This is a genomic window from Filimonas effusa (assembly GCF_004118675.1).
GTDB classification, from domain to species: domain Bacteria; phylum Bacteroidota; class Bacteroidia; order Chitinophagales; family Chitinophagaceae; genus Filimonas; species Filimonas effusa.
Genome location: NZ_SDHZ01000005.1, coordinates 255,469 through 272,681, shown reverse-complemented (window position 1 = coordinate 272,681; position 17,213 = coordinate 255,469). Strand labels below are relative to the sequence as shown.

Annotated in this window: 10 protein-coding genes; 6 read left to right on the top strand and 4 right to left on the bottom strand. The window is 45.6% G+C overall.

Annotated elements, in window-relative coordinates; genetic code table 11:
- The first annotated feature begins 339 nt into the window (after positions 1-339).
- The 5 genes from ESB13_RS22625 to ESB13_RS22605 all read left to right on the top strand — a co-directional run bounded on the left by ESB13_RS22625 (position 340) and on the right by ESB13_RS22605 (position 12,586).
- Positions 340-8,859, top strand: a complete 8,520-nt coding sequence (locus ESB13_RS22625) for a PKD domain-containing protein (protein WP_164974323.1) — start codon at positions 340-342, stop codon at positions 8,857-8,859.
- Positions 8,860-8,914: 55 nt separating this feature from the next.
- Positions 8,915-9,949 carry a PorP/SprF family type IX secretion system membrane protein gene (locus ESB13_RS22620; protein ID WP_129006153.1) on the top strand — a complete coding sequence of 345 codons (1,035 nt, stop codon included), beginning with the start codon at positions 8,915-8,917 and terminating at the stop codon, positions 9,947-9,949.
- Positions 9,950-10,093: 144 nt separating this feature from the next.
- Positions 10,094-11,905: a translational GTPase TypA gene (gene typA, locus ESB13_RS22615; RefSeq protein WP_129006151.1), complete on the top strand. Its 1,812-nt coding sequence runs from the start codon at positions 10,094-10,096 to the stop codon at positions 11,903-11,905.
- Positions 11,906-12,036: 131 nt separating this feature from the next.
- Positions 12,037-12,252, top strand: a complete 216-nt coding sequence (locus ESB13_RS22610) for a DUF4143 domain-containing protein (RefSeq protein WP_220399749.1) — start codon at positions 12,037-12,039, stop codon at positions 12,250-12,252.
- Positions 12,253-12,367: 115 nt separating this feature from the next.
- Entirely contained in the window at positions 12,368-12,586 is a 219-nt protein-coding gene (locus tag ESB13_RS22605) for a hypothetical protein (RefSeq protein ID WP_129006147.1), read from the top strand.
- 3 nt (positions 12,587-12,589) lie between these two features.
- Here ESB13_RS22605 and meaB read toward each other — a convergent pair whose 3' ends face one another.
- From meaB to ESB13_RS22590, 3 genes are read right to left on the bottom strand one after another with little or no spacing between them, the layout of a single operon-like run.
- Positions 12,590-13,474: a methylmalonyl Co-A mutase-associated GTPase MeaB gene (gene meaB, locus ESB13_RS22600; RefSeq protein ID WP_129006145.1), complete on the bottom strand. Its 885-nt coding sequence runs from the start codon at positions 13,472-13,474 to the stop codon at positions 12,590-12,592.
- Between the two features lie 18 nt (positions 13,475-13,492).
- A complete protein-coding gene (locus tag ESB13_RS22595) occupies positions 13,493-14,440 on the bottom strand; it encodes a glycosyltransferase family 2 protein (RefSeq protein ID WP_164974321.1) in 948 nt (315 codons plus the stop codon).
- 10 nt (positions 14,441-14,450) lie between these two features.
- The gene (locus tag ESB13_RS22590; protein WP_129006141.1) at positions 14,451-15,329 is read right to left on the bottom strand and encodes a hypothetical protein; all 879 of its coding nucleotides are present in this window, start codon (positions 15,327-15,329) and stop codon (positions 14,451-14,453) included.
- A gap of 170 nt (positions 15,330-15,499) precedes the next feature.
- Here ESB13_RS22590 and ESB13_RS22585 point away from each other — a divergent pair, with 170 nt between their 5' ends.
- On the top strand, positions 15,500-16,261 hold the full coding sequence (locus ESB13_RS22585) for a glycosyltransferase family 2 protein (RefSeq protein ID WP_129006139.1): 762 nt from the start codon (positions 15,500-15,502) through the stop codon (positions 16,259-16,261).
- Here the strand turns inward: ESB13_RS22585 and ESB13_RS22580 are convergent.
- Entirely contained in the window at positions 16,236-17,105 is an 870-nt protein-coding gene (locus ESB13_RS22580) for a glycosyltransferase family protein (protein WP_129006137.1), read from the bottom strand. The genes ESB13_RS22585 and ESB13_RS22580 overlap by 26 nt on opposite strands.
- Positions 17,106-17,213 lie beyond the last annotated feature (108 nt).

Sequence of the window (17,213 nt, the reverse complement as noted above, 5' to 3'; positions counted from 1 at the left end):
TTTCACATAGGGTAAAGCGAATCCGAAGGCCAAAAATACTCAATAATATCGCCAAATAGAATTATTCTGGCCAATGGCAGGAATTTACCACCTTCTTAACGATGACCCTCATTTGAGGGAAGACAAAAAGACAGCAGGGGCAGGGTTCTTGATAAACCGCAATGTGGATTTTATTATACAACCCGTTCACCCGGAATGATGCAAATTATACACCCTTGTTTAAGTGAAAAGACGAACTGCAATACCTGCCTACCTTATCCTGAATTTATCACCCAAAAGCGAAGCTAAGACTACAAGACGACGAGTTCATTTTAAATGATCGCCCATATCTCAATTTGTATGAAAAACAAAACACGCCCCCCATTCAGGCACATCCCCTGCTTACTGTTGATTTTCACCATGCTGACCTTGAGTTTCGGGTCATTGGCGCAAAAAACAAACATTGATTGCGCCAATATTCCGGCAGGTCCATACGCTGCCGGCGGAACCATTGGTATCCCGGTCAAAACAACAGAAGTGATCACAGATAGTACCAACAAATTCCAGGTGTATCTATCGAATGCAGCGGGAAATTTTGTCAGTACAACCCCAATTGGTTCTTTTACCGGTATTTATACCCCGCAAATACAGGGTTTAATACCCGCTGGCACGCCGCCAGGCACTTACAAGATCCGTATCACCACCAGCAAACCAGCAACAACCAGCGCCGAATGTACTATCACCATAGCTGCCGGATCACCGGTAACGGCATCGGTTACCCCCCTTTACTCCTATCTTGTACTGGAAACCAACGCAATTTTTGGATGGTGCGCCGGTGACATTAAAAACCAGATTGTTCTTAACAATACATCCACCACAGGAGCAACTGTTCAGGGTGTACTCATTAACAACGCTACCGGAGCAGCGATTAATGTACCGTTTGATGCCGCTAATAACAGCTGGAAACTGGACCTTACAGACCTTACAGACTATACTTTTATTGTAACTGCGGAAAAGGGCGGCGTAAAGTCAAGCAAGTCATACACGATCGTTAACAACAACGCATCCTTGAATCTCTCCAACCCGGGCAAACCCGACAGATGTACCAATTCATTGGATACTGTAAAACTTGGTATTGCCACAGATAACATTAAAGGTATCGGGGATAACTACAAGGGTATGCAATACTACATCGACTGGGACGATGGTACTGCCCGCGAAGTATATACTTACTACCAGCTCATGGAATTGCTGAAGGGAACAATTGAACACGTATATAAGAAAACATCCTGCGGCAACACAAATAATAAGTTTAATGTAACCATCAGGTTTTCAAAACCGTTTACAGGTGGCGTTTGCCCCAATACAAATATCGGAACCAGTATCCTGGTCTATGAAAGACCCGAACCCCGCTTTACCTATAACAATCCCAGTTGCGTAAACAAAAAGGTTAGATTCACCAATACCAGCTTGATCGGCAAGGGTACTCTTTCTTACGATTGCTCCGGATTAGCCACCTTTATCTGGTTTGTAGACGGAATCAGAGTATCCAAAACGCAGGATGAACAACCAACCGCTACTCCACCAAATCTCGACTATACATTTACCAAAACAGGTATACATACTGTTACGCTGCAAATGTCAAACCTGGCTTGTAAAGACACATCTATAACCAAAACCATATGTATAGAAGATGAACCGGATCCCAATTTTAAAATAGACAAGAACTGGGTCTGTGTAAACAACAATACACCGGTAAAAACCAGCCAGGATACAGCTACAGGTAAGTTTTTCTGCAATGCTGCAATCCCCTTTACAGAAAGCTGGCAAATAATAGACAGTGTCACTGGTAAAGATGCACCTACCTCAAGCTATATAGCCGATAAAGCACTCACCGGCTCTTATCCTACTTTTACATTTAAAAAAGCAGGCACTTACTATATAAAGCATAACGTATCTAATTCATGCGGTACGTTCAGCAAAAATCAAAAGGTGAATGTATATCAAAATAGTGTAAGCCTGCCTTCCGCCAAGGTGTATTGTGGTACGCAAACACTGGAGTTCTCCAAGAACACGCCCAACCATTTCCCTGACTATAGCACTACAAATGGTATTTATCAATGGACCGTTACAGGTGGTGCTTTTGAATGGGTGAACTCGTCGGCCACAGACCGCTATCCTACTATTAAGTTTAAGGACTACGCGAAATACACGGTAACAGTGAAGTTCGGAAACGACTGCGGCGACAATACAGCTTCACAGGATATTACATTTTCTCAGGCGCTTTCTGTTAGCATTACAAAACCTGCCAGGGGCATAACCTTGTGTTATGACGCAACCAGCATCAACCTCGAAGGCCAGCACAACGGCGGAGCAGCAAGTGGTACTGTATGGTCGCAAAATGCAGGCGCCGACGGTACGTTTACAAAAACCACTACCGATAATACAGATTATAAATTCGGAACCAACGATAAGAAAAACGGCTCTGTAATCCTTACCTATACTGTAACGCCTGTTAACAGCGTATGCCCGGTGGAGAAAGATACCATCAAAGTGAAATTTTTCCCCGACAACTTCGGTACTAATGCAACAGATAAAATATGTTCGGAAGGCAAGCAAACTTACCAGCCGGTATCTTCCGTTATAGGCAGCACATTTACCTGGACTGCCAAGCTGATAGAAGGAAGCGCTACCGGGTTCCATAACCAGGTAACGGCAACTACCAATCCTATTACAGAACCGCTTACCAACAACTCAAACGCTGTAAAGGCGGTTGTTGAATACACAATCACGCCGTATGCCAATAATTGTACAGGAACTTCTTATACTTATACAGTTACGGTACACCCCAGGCCAACATTAACCGTTAAGCCCGACGAAACAATTATATGTAGCGGCAATTCAACTTCCATTAAACTTGAGAGTACAATAAGCAATACGTTTTACGCATGGACAACACCTGCAACAACGCCCGTTACCGGCAATAAAGCCGGGGGAACTACAGACGCATCCAATATTGTAACGATTAAAGATCAGTTGTCTAATACCTCTAATAATCCGGGTACAGTAACCTATACCATCACCGCCAAAAGCCCTGAAGGTTGTTTAAGCGACCCTGCAACCCAATCGATAGAAGTACGGCCGAGAGTTACTGCTGCGAAAGCAGGAACGGACCAGAAGTTATGCCAGGCAACAGAAGTAACACTCGCCGGTAATACCCCAACCGTAGGAACGGGTAAATGGACTTTGACATCAACACCGGCTGCTGCAATTGTAAATCCTGCTATCTATAATACACGTGTAACCGGCTTGCAGGAAGGCAATGAATATACTTTCAAGTGGACCATCACAGGAGACGGCAATACCTGTCCGGCTTCCGACGACGATGTAACTATTTATGTGCGTCCCGAAGTATCAGCGCCTGATGCCGGTAAAGACATTGTATTCTGTACATTCGAAAGCGGTTCTGCCAGCAACAAGGTAACCCTTGGAGCAGCAGCAGTGACACGCTCTTATGAAACAGGTACCTGGTCCATTACTTCAAGGCCTGCAGGCAGTACTTATAGTTTTAAAAGTACAACTACGGCTAACACCGAGTTTTCGTTCTCAAACCCCGGAACCTATATATTAAAATGGACAGTAGCAGGAGATGCTGGCTGCCCTTCGAAAAGCGATGAAGTAACGGTAGAAGTGTATGAAACACCAGTAAGTGGCGGCGTAATTACAACAACGCCTAAAGTATGTGCCGGCTCAAACATCGACTTTACACTTTCAGGCTTTACAGGTGCAATTTCAAAATGGCAATATAATCCTGATCCGGAACATGGAGGAACATGGCAGGATATATCCAATACCACCGCCACCATTCAATTCCCGAATGTGCAGGATACCTTTGATGTAAGAGCCGTTGTCATTTCTTCGGGCGCCAACAGCAGTTGTCCTGCAACTATTGAAACGCCATCTGTCAGGGCATTTGTATCAGCGCCAACTGTTGGCGGAACCACCGGCGACGATGATAAAGTATGTAAGAGTATCAATAACGGAACCGTTAAACTTACCGGCCATGTAGGCACGGTGGTATCATGGCAAACAGCCTCCGGCAAAAACGGTCCCTGGACCGATGTCGGTAACGCCAATGTAACAGATTACGGTTATTCAAATCTTACTGCTACCACCTGGTTCAGGGCGCGTGTTAAAAACGGGTCCTGCCCCGAGGCCTATTCTACCCCCACCGAAATTACCGTGGTAGAACCTGTTTCGGCAGCAAATGCAGGCAGCGATCTCAAACTATGTAATGTGTCAACAGCCACATTAACAGGTAATACGCCTGTTGGAAACGAGAAAGGTAAATGGGAACAACTGCCCGGTGTGAATACAGCCACAATGAGCGATGTTACCAAGCCCGTATTGAATTTATCGGACCTTACTACCGGCGTATATAAGTTCAACTGGAGTGTAAGTAACGACCCCTGTCCGGTTAAAAGTGCGAGTGTAACAGTCACTATTTCATCCAGCGCTATCGGCGGCACCACAGAAAAAGATGCTACTTACTGTAAGGGCACAGATGACGACAACTTAACTCTGAACGGCTATTTCGGTTCCGTTAATAAATGGCAGTCGTCCATTGACGGAGGAACGAACTGGACAGATATTGCGAATACGCAAACCTCGTTGCCGTACAAAAACCTGCCGCAAACAACCACCTTCCGTGCGGTGATCGTTAATGGTTTCTGTACCGTTCCGGTTTATTCAACACCAGCAACTATTACTATTAAGCCTCCGGTTACAATAGCAAAAGCAGGCCCCGATCAGGAATTGTGTAACAGCACCGATGCTACCTTACAAGCCAATGCTGTGGCAGCTGGCGAAACAGGTACATGGTCCCAGACAGAAGGCGCTGCAGTGACGCTAAGTGATCTCAATAAGCCGCAACTTGATATAAGCGGCCTTGTACCGGGCATTTATAAATTCCAGTGGGAAATAGACAATAAAGGCACCTGTCCGCCTGCAAAAGATGAAGTGATCATAACTGTGTATCCCCCGCTTGTAAATAAGATCGACAATACGCCAATTACCATTTGCGAAGGCCAGCTGGTAAATATCCTGAGCCAGGAAGTGAGTGGTGGTAAAGGTACCGGTCACTATGTTTACCAGTGGCAATACAGCGATGACAACCAAATAACCTGGAAAGACTTTGGCACCAATGCAACTGCTGCTGATTTTAGCTTTATTGGCACTAAAACTGTATATGTGCGCCGCCATGTTATTTCCGGTCCGTGCGACACTTACAGTGATCCTACCAAAGTAACGGTACAACCCGGCCTGGCAAATAATACACTGTCGGCTAATGAAACGATCTGTACTAACACGGCAGCTGCAGAGATCCAGGGTAGCCTGCCTGCCGGTGGCGACAACACTTACATTTATGTCTGGGAACAAAGCATTGATAACGGTAGTACCTGGGCAGTGATCCCCGGAGCCACCAGCCAGAACTATGATCCCGGCATACTTACACAAACGACTCAGTATCGCAGGATAGTAAGCACCGTCTTATGTAGCGGCCTGCAAAACAATACCATCAATACCATCACCAAAACGGTGAACCCCGATGCCAGGGCGTTGTTCTCTGCATTGAAAACAAATGGTTGTGCCCCTTTTAATATTACTGCACAGAATATAGCAACATCAGAGTTCCCGGATCGCAATGACGTTTATACCTGGAAAGTGGATGATAAGGAAATAGGCACACATGCCATTTTCCCGGGTTATACGATCGCTAAAGCAGACGAATCTGTCACTGTTAAACTGGTTGTAACAAGCAAATTCGGTTGTAAGGCCGACAGTATGGATATGAAGTTCTATTCTGCCGCACCAGCCAATCCATCCTTTACTGTAAGCCCCGATAACAGTTGCGGCCCCGTTAAAGTGAAGTTTACCAACACTTCTCTTTCAAGCACCCGCATGAGTTATGCCTGGGATTTTGGAAATGGCTTAACTTCTTCCGAATACGATCCGGGCGAAATTGAATATGATATAAACCCTGAAAGAAGAGATACCATTTATCATGCAAAACTCGCAATAACAACGGCTTGTACCACCGATGAATTTATAGTACCCATTACAGTAAGGTCAAAACCCAAGGCAGCATTCACGCCTTCCAAAACAAGTGGTTGTTCTCCGTTCCATGTTGTATTCAACAATAATTCAATGGGCGAAAGAACAACCTATACCTGGAGTTTTGACGACGGCAGCGCCGATACGGTCACTACTTCCACAGGTGTTGTTGAACATACCTTTATTACTTACACACCTCAAACCTATAAGATAAAACTGGTGGCGGTGAACGAATGCGGCACCGATGAATTGATCTACAACCTGGTAGTATCACCTAATACAGTAAGATTGAATATGGCTGTCAATGGCGACGAACGTATTGGTTGCGCCCCGTTAAAAGTGAACTTCAACAATAACACCCGCGGCGCCAATGCCTTCCATTGGGATTTTGGCGATGGTAACCAGCTGAACACTACCAACGGCATAGAAACCATCTCCCATGAGTTTACCCAGCCGGGCAAGTATCAGATCACGCTTGTGGCATCAAACGGATGTAGCGATACTACGGGTTACGAAAATGTGGAAGTACTGGCAACGCCAAAGGTAACCTTCACTGCTGTTCCCGGGGAAGTATGTATAGGAGACTCTGTCACGTTCCGTAACGAAAGCGATCCCGTTACCGGGATTACCTGGAGTTTCGGCGACGGTAAAACATCAACGCTCACCGATCCGAAACATGCGTATACAGCCGCCAATACCTACAATGTAACAATGGAGGGCGCGATCCAATACAGCGGAGGTATCTCCTGTAAAGCAAGTATCACCAAACCTGTTAAGGTAATACCATCGCTGACAGGTGATTTCACGGCCAGCACGCTTTTGGGTGAGTGTGTTCCCTTCACTATCACATTTACCAACACCACCAAACCTTCCGCTTTAACCAAATGGAACTTTGGCGATGGAAGTAATGCTACCGGTGATGTAGTAACACATACCTACACTGCAAACGGCGACTATACCGTTACCATGGAAGCGCTTCATCCGCATGGCTGTACTTACATCGCATCGAAAACAGTAGAGATAAAGGGTCCGGAAGGACAGTTTAACTACGACTTCGGTTATATCTGTAAAGATAAACCTGTGCGTTTCGAAGCTTACGCAGTACGCACTACAGGTTATACCTGGGTATTCGGCGACGGCGATACGCTTGTTACCAACGATAATATAGTATATCACGTTTATAAACAATCCGGAACCTACACGCCTTCAGTGCAGCTGCGTCGTAATGATTGCGGTATATGGTTAAAAGGTCAGGACCAGATAAAAGTGGATTATTATAAAGCCGGCTTTAGCCAGGTACAGCAGCAAGGTTGCGGCAATAGCGTTATAGCCTTCCAGGACACCTCACGTTCAGGATTCGGTATCGCCGCCAGGGCATGGGATTTTGGCGATGGCGGTACTGCAACCTCCGCTCAGCCACAGCATACTTATACCAGCACCAACAGCTGGCCGGTAACGCTTATCATTACAAGTGTAAGTGGTTGTAAGGATACTGTAACCACACCGGTCTACGCCCAGCCACACCGCCACCCGAAAGCAGCTATCGTTAACAGCGCCAGCGGTTGTGTGCAGCAGGAGGTTGTATATACAGCTGTCGTAACTTCTGATGATCCTGTAACGTTATATTCTTGGACCTTCGGCAATGGCACCACAGCCGATGGTGTTACCGTGAAAAACAAATATGCAACCAGTGGCATCTATCAGGCAACGCTTATTACCGGAACAGAGTATGGTTGCTACGATACCGTTAAATCGCCGATGACTATTTACCCGACACCGGTAATAGGCATCAGTAAGGATGTTACAATTTGTAAAGGCCAAAGCGCTCAACTCGGAGCAGCCGGCGCCACTACAGTAGCATGGACACCTACCGAAGGGCTTTCCTGTACCAGTTGCGCTAATCCTGTCGCCAGCCCTGCTGCTACCACACAATATGTAATATCAGGCATGAACAACTACGGTTGCGTAAGCAGCGATAGTGTTACCGTGAATGTGATACAGCCTTCGAAAATAGCAGTATCGCCAAACGATACGATATGTGTGGGCCAGTCGGTACAGTTGAAAGCAGAAGGTACTTACAGGTATACCTGGACTCCGGCCGCCTCACTGAGTGTGTCAAATATTGCAGCGCCTGTGGCGTCGCCTGTTTTAACTACCACTTACCGTGTTGAAGGCACCGATGAAAAGAACTGCTTCCGCGATGTGGCTACCATTACCATAACAGTAGGCAATTGGCCTAAAGTGTCACTGGGCCCGGATAAGGTATTGCCAACAGGAACAGAGTTGCAACTGGCTGCTGCAGTTAGCAACGGGCCTATCACTAAATGGTCATGGGCGCCCGCCAAAGAACTGAGCTGCGCAGATTGTGCACTGCCAACAGCCATTATTAAGAAAAACGCTTGTTACTCGGTAATCGCAGAGAACGTGTTCCATTGCGAAGCCAGGGACACCATCTGCATTACATCGTTCTGCGAGAATACACAGGTGTTTATTCCCAACGCTTTTGTTCCAACAGGAACCAGCAATAACATCCTGATGGTAAGAGGCAAGGGTATCAAGCAGGTGAAATCGTTCCGCATCTTCAACCGCTGGGGACAAATGGTATTCGACAAAGCCAACTTCCCGCCAAATGAAAAAGCATTTGGATGGGATGGCCGGGTGAATGGAGTGCCGGCCTCACCTGAAGTATATGTGTACACATGCGAGGTAATATGTGAAGACGATAAGATGTTCACTTACAAAGGCAATGTGGCGATATTAAAATAAAACGAAAGCCGGGCGCCGGAAACGGCAGCCCGGCTTTATTACTAAAAGACGCGTTATGAATCTGAAGTTGAAAACTATGGTAACGGTACTGTTTTTCATGGCTGTAGCAAAGACATGGGCACAGGATCTTACTTTTTCGCAATTCTATGAAAAACCACTTTTGCGTAACCCGGCGCTGGCGGGTGTTTTTACAGGCGATATGCGTATCAGCGGCGCTTTCCGCAACCAGTGGGCAAGTATTACTGTTCCCTACCAGACATCGGCATTAAGTGCAGAAGTCAAATTTCCGCTTAACCAATGGGACGACTGGCTTACCTTAGGCTTACAGGCAACACACGATGTAGCAGGTGATATTAAGCTCAAACGAACCCAGATCCTGCCAGTAGTAAACTATCATAAGTCCCTGAGCGGTAATACCGATGATTATCTTTCCGTTGCTTTCATGGCCGGCCCGGTGAACAGCCAGTTCGATCCTACCAAGGTAAGAATGGATGATCAGTACGTCGACGGTGTTTATAATCCCAATGTTCCTACCCAGCAGCTATTTGAGCGTACAGGGTTTAACTACTGGGACGCCAGCACAGGCGTTACCCTGAGCAGCGGATTTAGCGAGAACGCCCGTTTCTACTTGGGAGTGGCTTTATTTCATTTCAATAAACCCAAAGTGGCTTTCTATACCAGTAATTCAAACGTTCATCTCGATAAAAAATATGTGGTGAACGCCGGGGTAACCTTACCTACATCCGATTTTAACCGGGTAATATTATATGCCGACTATTTCTCGCAGGGCGGAAACCGCCAGTTCCTGGGTGGGGTGATGTACGGAACCGACATTGCACAGGATTATGATGAGGATGCCCGGAGCCTGTCGATCTATTTCGGGGGCTTTTTCCGCTGGAATGATGCGTTATGCCCTGTGGTTAAATTAGATATGTATGACTGGTCTTTTGGATTAAGCTACGATTTAAACCTGTCGAGATTACGCACTGCATCCCGTTTAAAGGGAGGTTTGGAGCTTACAGCGTCTTTTAAAACCAAATTTTTGAACCGTTCGAACTACGCCGATAAGGTGCGATGCGTGTGGTTTTAGCCGTCCTGCTTTAAATTTAGGTGAAAAATGCAATCAGAGACCGTTTTCATTTCACCAGCCGGTTGCATTTTAGTACCTTTGCGGCCAATTTGAGGCTTAAAACGTAATATTACTAGAGCTTGGTCTCAAACCCGTCAAATTTTTATGGACATAAGAAACATTGCGATTATCGCACACGTTGACCACGGAAAAACAACGCTGGTAGACAATATCTTAAAAAGTACCAAGGTATTCCGTGAGAACCAGGATGCAGGTGAGTTGATCATGGACAGCAACGACCTGGAAAAAGAACGTGGCATCACCATTTTCTCGAAAAATGCCGCGGTTACGTATAAAGATGTAAAAATCAACGTAATAGATACTCCTGGTCACGCCGACTTTGGAGGTGAAGTGGAGCGTGTACTGAAGATGGCCGATGGTGTTATCCTTCTCGTCGATGCTTTTGAAGGCCCAATGCCTCAAACACGCTTCGTTCTTCAGAAAGCCTTACAGCTGAACCTGAAGCCTATCGTTGTTATCAATAAAGTAGATAAGCCAAACTGCCGCCCCGACGAGGTGCATGACGCAGTTTTCGAACTGTTCTTTAACCTCGACGCTACCGAAGCACAGCTCGATTTCCCTACCTTCTATGGTAGCGGTAAAAACGGCTGGTTCAATGATTCATTGACTCCTACTGAAAATATTGATGTCCTGATGGATGGTATCCTGAAATTTGTTCCGCCACCTACCGTTAGCGAAGGTGCATTGCAAATGCAGATCACTTCCCTCGACTACTCTTCTTTCCTTGGCCGTATTGCCGTAGGTAAAGTAGCCCGTGGTTCTATCAAAGAAGGTCAGCAGATCGCATTGATGCAGGCTGATGGTTCTGTTAAGAAACAAAAAGTACGCGAATTATACGTATTCGAAGGTATGGGCAAACGTAAGGTGACCGAAGTACTGGCGGGCGACCTTTGTGCAGTAGTAGGTCTGGAAGGCTTCAACATCGGTGATACCATCTCCGATGCTGAGATCCTGGAAGCACTTCCGGTGATCAGCGTTGATGAGCCTACCATGAACATGACCTTCAGCATCAACAACTCTCCTTTCTTTGGCAGGGACGGTAAATTCGTTACCAGCCGTCACCTCCGTGACCGCCTGATGAAGGAAACTGAAAAGAACCTTGCCCTCAGGGTAAAAGATACCGACAACGGTGATACCTTCCTGGTATACGGTCGTGGTATCCTGCACCTGGGCGTATTGATAGAAACCATGCGCCGTGAAGGGTATGAATTAACTGTGGGTCAGCCCCAGGTAATTGTTAAAACCATCGACGGTAAAAAAATGGAACCTTACGAAAACCTGGTAGTAGACGTTCCCCAGGAATTCGCGAGCAAGGTAATTGACCTTGTTACCCGTCGTAAAGGTGAAATGCACGTGATGGAAACAAAAGGTGAAATGCAACACCTGGAATTTGAAATCCCTTCCCGTGGTTTGATCGGTTTACGTACGCAAATGCTTACAGCAACAACCGGTGAAGCTGTTATGGCGCACCGCTTTAATGAATATAAACCCTGGAAAGGTGTTATCCCTGGCCGTAACAATGGTGTATTGCTGGCAAAACAAACCGGTACTACCACAGGTTACTCTATCGATAAATTACAGGACAGGGGAACTTTCTTCGTTGATCCGGGAGAAGAGGTGTATGCAGGCCAGATCATTGCCGAGCATATTAAACCAGGCGATCTTATCGTAAACGCTATTGAAGGTAAAAAATTAACCAACATGCGTGCAAGCGGTAGTGACGCTGCCACCAACATCGCTCCTAAAACATTGCTTACCCTCGAAGAATGTATGGAATACATTCAGCAGGATGAGTGTATCGAAGTAACACCTAACAATATCCGTATGCGTAAGGTGATTCTCGATGAAGAAGAGCGTAAACGTGTAAGCCGTTCAATGAAGACTGAAGAAGCGTAAGTGTTTAATGAGTGAATACTTAAAAGGGCGTATCGTTAGATATGCCCTTTTTGTTTACCCCCGGACAACTAAAAATCATAATTCCGTCAGTTAACTGACGGAATCAATGCAAAATTCGTCAGTTCAGCTATTTGAATAGTTTTTCATTACTGTCCGTACGGCAAAACACGGGAGCTTTGTGGGAAAGTTATATTCAGGGAGAAAGAAGCAAATACAATGCTTACCGGCAAGCTTATATAAACAGCTATTTCTGGCGTACTTGTGATCAGCAGGAGATAGATCTTACAGAGGAAACGGAAGGCACTACTACAGCATACGAATTTAAAATGGCTGGAGAAGCAGGCTAAAGTGCCCGCTGCTTTTGCAAAAGCATACCCGGAGGCCTCTTTCACAACCATACATCGTGACAATTATCTTGACTGGATTATGTAAATTTGCGGTATCACTTTTAAATAGGAGCGGATGAAGAAGCGGGTATGCCTCACGGTTATTATCGCAGTAATTACCTTTATTCAGGAGTTGCAGGCGCAGTGTTCTATTTGTACAAAAACGGCTATGCAGCTGGGTGAAGGCCCGGCAAAGGGACTGAATGGCGGTATCCTGTACCTGATGGCTACACCATTATTGATCATGTTCATCATAGGCTACCGCTGGTGGAAACGCGAACGCCAGGTAAGTTAATTTCTATTCTGTCATATACTTTGCAACCAGGGTGTACAGGTTTGTGATCCCTGTTTGTTTTATCTCTTCATACAAACGGACGCGGGTAATATCCTTCATTCGCTTCTGTTGGATCAGCAGGAAAGCCTTTTCCGCCAATAGCCAGTTCTTTTTATCATTGGAAATCCCGGAGATCCAATGCTTTTTTATAGTGGCAAAAAGTTCCGCTGTACCTTCCTTTTGCGATGCTATGGTTTTCAGAATGGGAACCTGTTTGTTTCCGGGTTTAAAACTAAGCGCAGCAGCCAGGTTCTTTATAAAAGTATCCGCAGCAGGACGGTCTGCTTTATTTACCACAAACAGATCGGCCACCTCCATGATACCTGCTTTCAGGGTCTGAATATCATCGCCGGCCTCAGGCACCAGGATCATGACAGTAAGGTCTGCCAGCCCGGCAATCTCTATTTCACTTTGTCCAACCCCAACTGTTTCCACCAGGATATAATCAAAGGCGGCGGCTTTCAGGATATGCATGACATCTACAATTCCAGCCTGCAAACCTCCCAGGCTGCCACGGGAACCAAGTGAACGGATAAATACATTGGGATGTGTGTACCAGTTGCTCATGCGGATCCTGTCGCCCAGTAAGGCGCCCAGGTTAAACGGGGAAGAGGGGTCTACGCAAAGAACGGCCACCGTTTTATCTTCAGCAACGATCTGCCCGATGAGGGCGTCGGTGATAGTGCTTTTTCCTGCACCGGGTGGTCCGGTAATTCCAATAACCGGAACGGACTGCTGCGAAAGGCCGCGCAAAGTTTTTTCAATACCCGGTACCTGATTCTCGGCAAGGGATATCAATCGCGCAATTGTCTTGTAATCTCTGTTTGCAAGGGCATGCAGGAAGTCCATCTTACACAGTTTAAACCACTAAATAGAAATACCCCGGCCCTTGAAGCTCATTTTTGAGTATTTGATTGCATTTTTCAGATACGACAGGGCCGGCAGCAATCTTCTTTTATGTCCAAATATATCCTTACTATGCTTTAATAAAAAACGAAACAGTTTCCAGTTAAAAGCCGGCTTGTCGCTGGTTACACTCTGCTGTTCTAGCAGGGGGATCAGTTCCGCCAGGTAATGGGCATCTTCTTTTCTCAGCGCCGGAATAGCAGAAAACAGGCGTAACGTTTCATAAAGGTCCAGCTCTTTCTTTTTTGAAGCAGCCTGCGAACTGAAGAAATTATTGGATTCATGAATACGATGGTGAACCAGGAAACTGCCAACAGACACTACAGAACCCAGGCAGGTAGCTACAACGCTGATCCACCAGTCATAAGACATTTTATCAGGAATAGGAACAATATATTGCACCAGTGACCGGCGGAAGATCATATCGTGCCCCATGATATGATTGAAAAAAAAGAATTTCCGGGTTCTGTTCCCGCTGAAATGATGCTGAAGAGCGGCTTTCTTATAGTTCAGTGAGCTACCTTCTAAGCGTACCGACTTATTATGCACTAATACAATAGTATCATCGGAGAAAGCAGCCATCTGTGCCGTTATCTTTTCAGGTAACCAGATATCGTCCTGGTCCGAAAGCGCGATAAAGTCACCGGAGGCCTTTTGAATGGCCGACTCAAAATTCTTATTGTAACCAAGGTTCACCGCGTTCTGAAACAGTTTTATTTTTTCGGGGTGCTGCTGCTGCCAGTAAAGTAGCTTAGACCAGGTATTGTCCGTTGAACGGTCATCTGCAACAATCAGCTCAAAGTTTTCATAACGCTGCTGCAGGATGGATGTAATCTGTTCATCGATGTATTTCTCTCCATTGTAAGTACACATCACAACCGAAACAAGAGGCGGCAGATCTTTATTCATGACAACTGTTTTAAACATAATACCTGTTGATAGACCAGGTATTGCCTTTGGCTTTCTGTATTATTTTCTTAAAGAACGGTAATTGCTCAAACTGCATCTTGTCGTTCACTATTGGCTGTGGCTGGATACTATCGGTTAAAGCTGCCAGCTCCTGCAGCGGTACTGCGGCATGTTGTGTAAAGAAGCGGCCTAACAATATTCTGAATTCTTTCAGGTTCCAGTAATGAAATACGATGTCGGCGGCTTCTGAAATATGGATATTGTTCTTTTGAAAAGTATAGCAAAAAGCAAATTGCTCTACAGTATGCCTTGGAAAAAGCGGGTAAAGTTCATCTGTAAGCGCCAGCACTTCGTCCAGTAAAGGCAGGTGACTGTTATGCAGGCCAATGACACCGGCATTCCACATTTCAATATGCAAAGGGTCGGGGAATTGAAGTGCCGGGTTTGGCGCCGACTGCAGGAACTGCTTCCATTTCCTGAAATGAAGATTTCCTCCCGCACCTATTTTCCCTTCCGGTATATGAAATACCACCTGCGCCGCACTTATCCTTTCCAGCAGGTCCGGTAAAGCAGAAGTTACACAGGTATCGGAGTCCATATAAATAAGTTTTCCCTGTCTGCCCGCCAGGCAGTCCTTTATTACCTCTATTTTAACCCGGTGAACAAACTGGTGTTGTCCTTTCCACTGGCTGATAAGCTGCGCATTCATTTCACGGATCGTAAGGGGTACTATTGCGGCGAAAGGTTCAAATTCATGAGGTTGGTCGGTATACACTACCACCTGCGGGGTTTGATCGCCCAGCATGCGATACAATCTTAAGAGAGCGAATTTACATTCATCCAGTAACGCAGGCGCCCCATAGCTTTGAAATACGATATATGTGTTCATTTCTGAATAAATGCAGGTATTACTAAATGAGAACGCATAAAAGTACAGCCTTTCAGCTAACGGGAGGCAGGTGGCCGCATAAACCTTCAAAGAAGCCAATTTAACCGACAACCCCCGTTAAAGCTGGTTTTGGCGAAGCGCCTTATACCTATTTTTTTTACCTTGCGCGCATGAAGAATGTCTCTGTTTCGGTTGTGATCATCTGCAAGAATTCTGCCCAAACCATAGGGAAAGCGGTGAAATCCTGTCAGCCGTTAACAGATGATATTATAGTGGTAGACAGTGGCAGTACCGACGGTACGTTAAACATCGTGCGGTCGCACAATGCCGTACTTATAGAAACGCCCTGGTTGGGTTATGGAGATACCAAGAACCTCGGTAATAAGCAGGCAAAATATGACTGGATCTTAAGCCTGGATTCCGACGAATATATAGACAACACACTTATTGAAAGCCTGAAACAGACCGATCTGTCGGATCCTACTGTTATTTATACGATTAAGCGGATCAGTTATCTTGGCGACAAGGCGGTAAAACATGGCGAATGGGGACGTGGCGTTATCAGACGCGTCTTTAATAGCCGGAAAGCCTGCTGGGATAATTCACCTGTACACGAAGAGATCAGGTGTGAGGGCGAAACGCGTGAAATACAGCTGAAAGGCGCTATTCATCATTTTACATCGCCAGATATTCATACTTACAGAAGTAAATTAGACCGGTATGCCCGTTTAAGCGCAGAAAAGTATGCCGGAAAGAAAAAACCTTCTCATTTATTCAAGCGCTTTTTCTCGCCCGTATTCAACTTTGTGCAGAATTACATTTTCAGGGCAGGTTTTCTTGATGGTAAAACAGGACTTGATATTGCCAGGGCACATGCCTGGTACACGCGCCGGAAATATGAATTACTCAGGTCGTATAATTCCGGAAACTAAACAATCGTATACCTGTTAACTTCTCGAATTTATAAAGGAACCATTTTTTAAAGGAGAACCTTTTCCTGGAAGTGTCCAGTTCAATAGTCCATGACTGCGAAGCCACGCGTTGCTGCATTACAGCAGGATGTTTGCCTTTGAATACTTCAATGGAGTCAAACTCGTCGAAATTGAAGATGTCTTCGGACTGAAGAAAGTTATTCAGGTCGGTATCATTGTCGAGCCAGTATTTGGCAGATTCCTTCATTTTCTTTTTCATCTGTGCAGGGCTTTTCACCCAGCCATAATGATAGATATAAGCGTCGATGAGCTTGCATTTTATCTTCTTCCCGTTTCTTCTGAAACCCTGTGCATCGCGGTAGGCGGTGATGGATTTATCGTTTTTAATGATGCGTATTTCCTTGTTATACCATTTACGGCTATCACCTATATACCGGTAAGTGCCATAGAAGTGAACATAGTTGAATACCAGCCCATCGATGCTTTTATCGTCTTTATACGCCATACAAGCTTCCCTGATCTGGCGGTAGTAATCTTCATGTGCTACTTCATCGCCCTGGATATAGAATGCCCAGTCTGCATCAGGTGCAATAAGCTGAAAGGCTTTATCTGTTTCTGCCGCCAGTACTTTACCTCCCTGGCGTAATGATTGGTCCCAAACGGAATCGAAGATCTTTATTTTCGGATCGCCAATAGAAGCTATCAATTCACGGGTACCATCGTTACAATCGCCCACCAACACTACCATTTCATCTACCACAGGCAAAACCGACCGGATGGCTTCCACAATAGGGTAGTCGCTGATAACCGCATTTTTAATGATAGTAAAACCCGATATTTTCATTGCATGTTCCGTTTAAGATGGTAAAGCCCGGAGCTAACCGCGTATAATGTGCGCAAACGTACATGAGATTTTTCGTTCGCAACCCATTACACCAAGAAAGAACGAAAA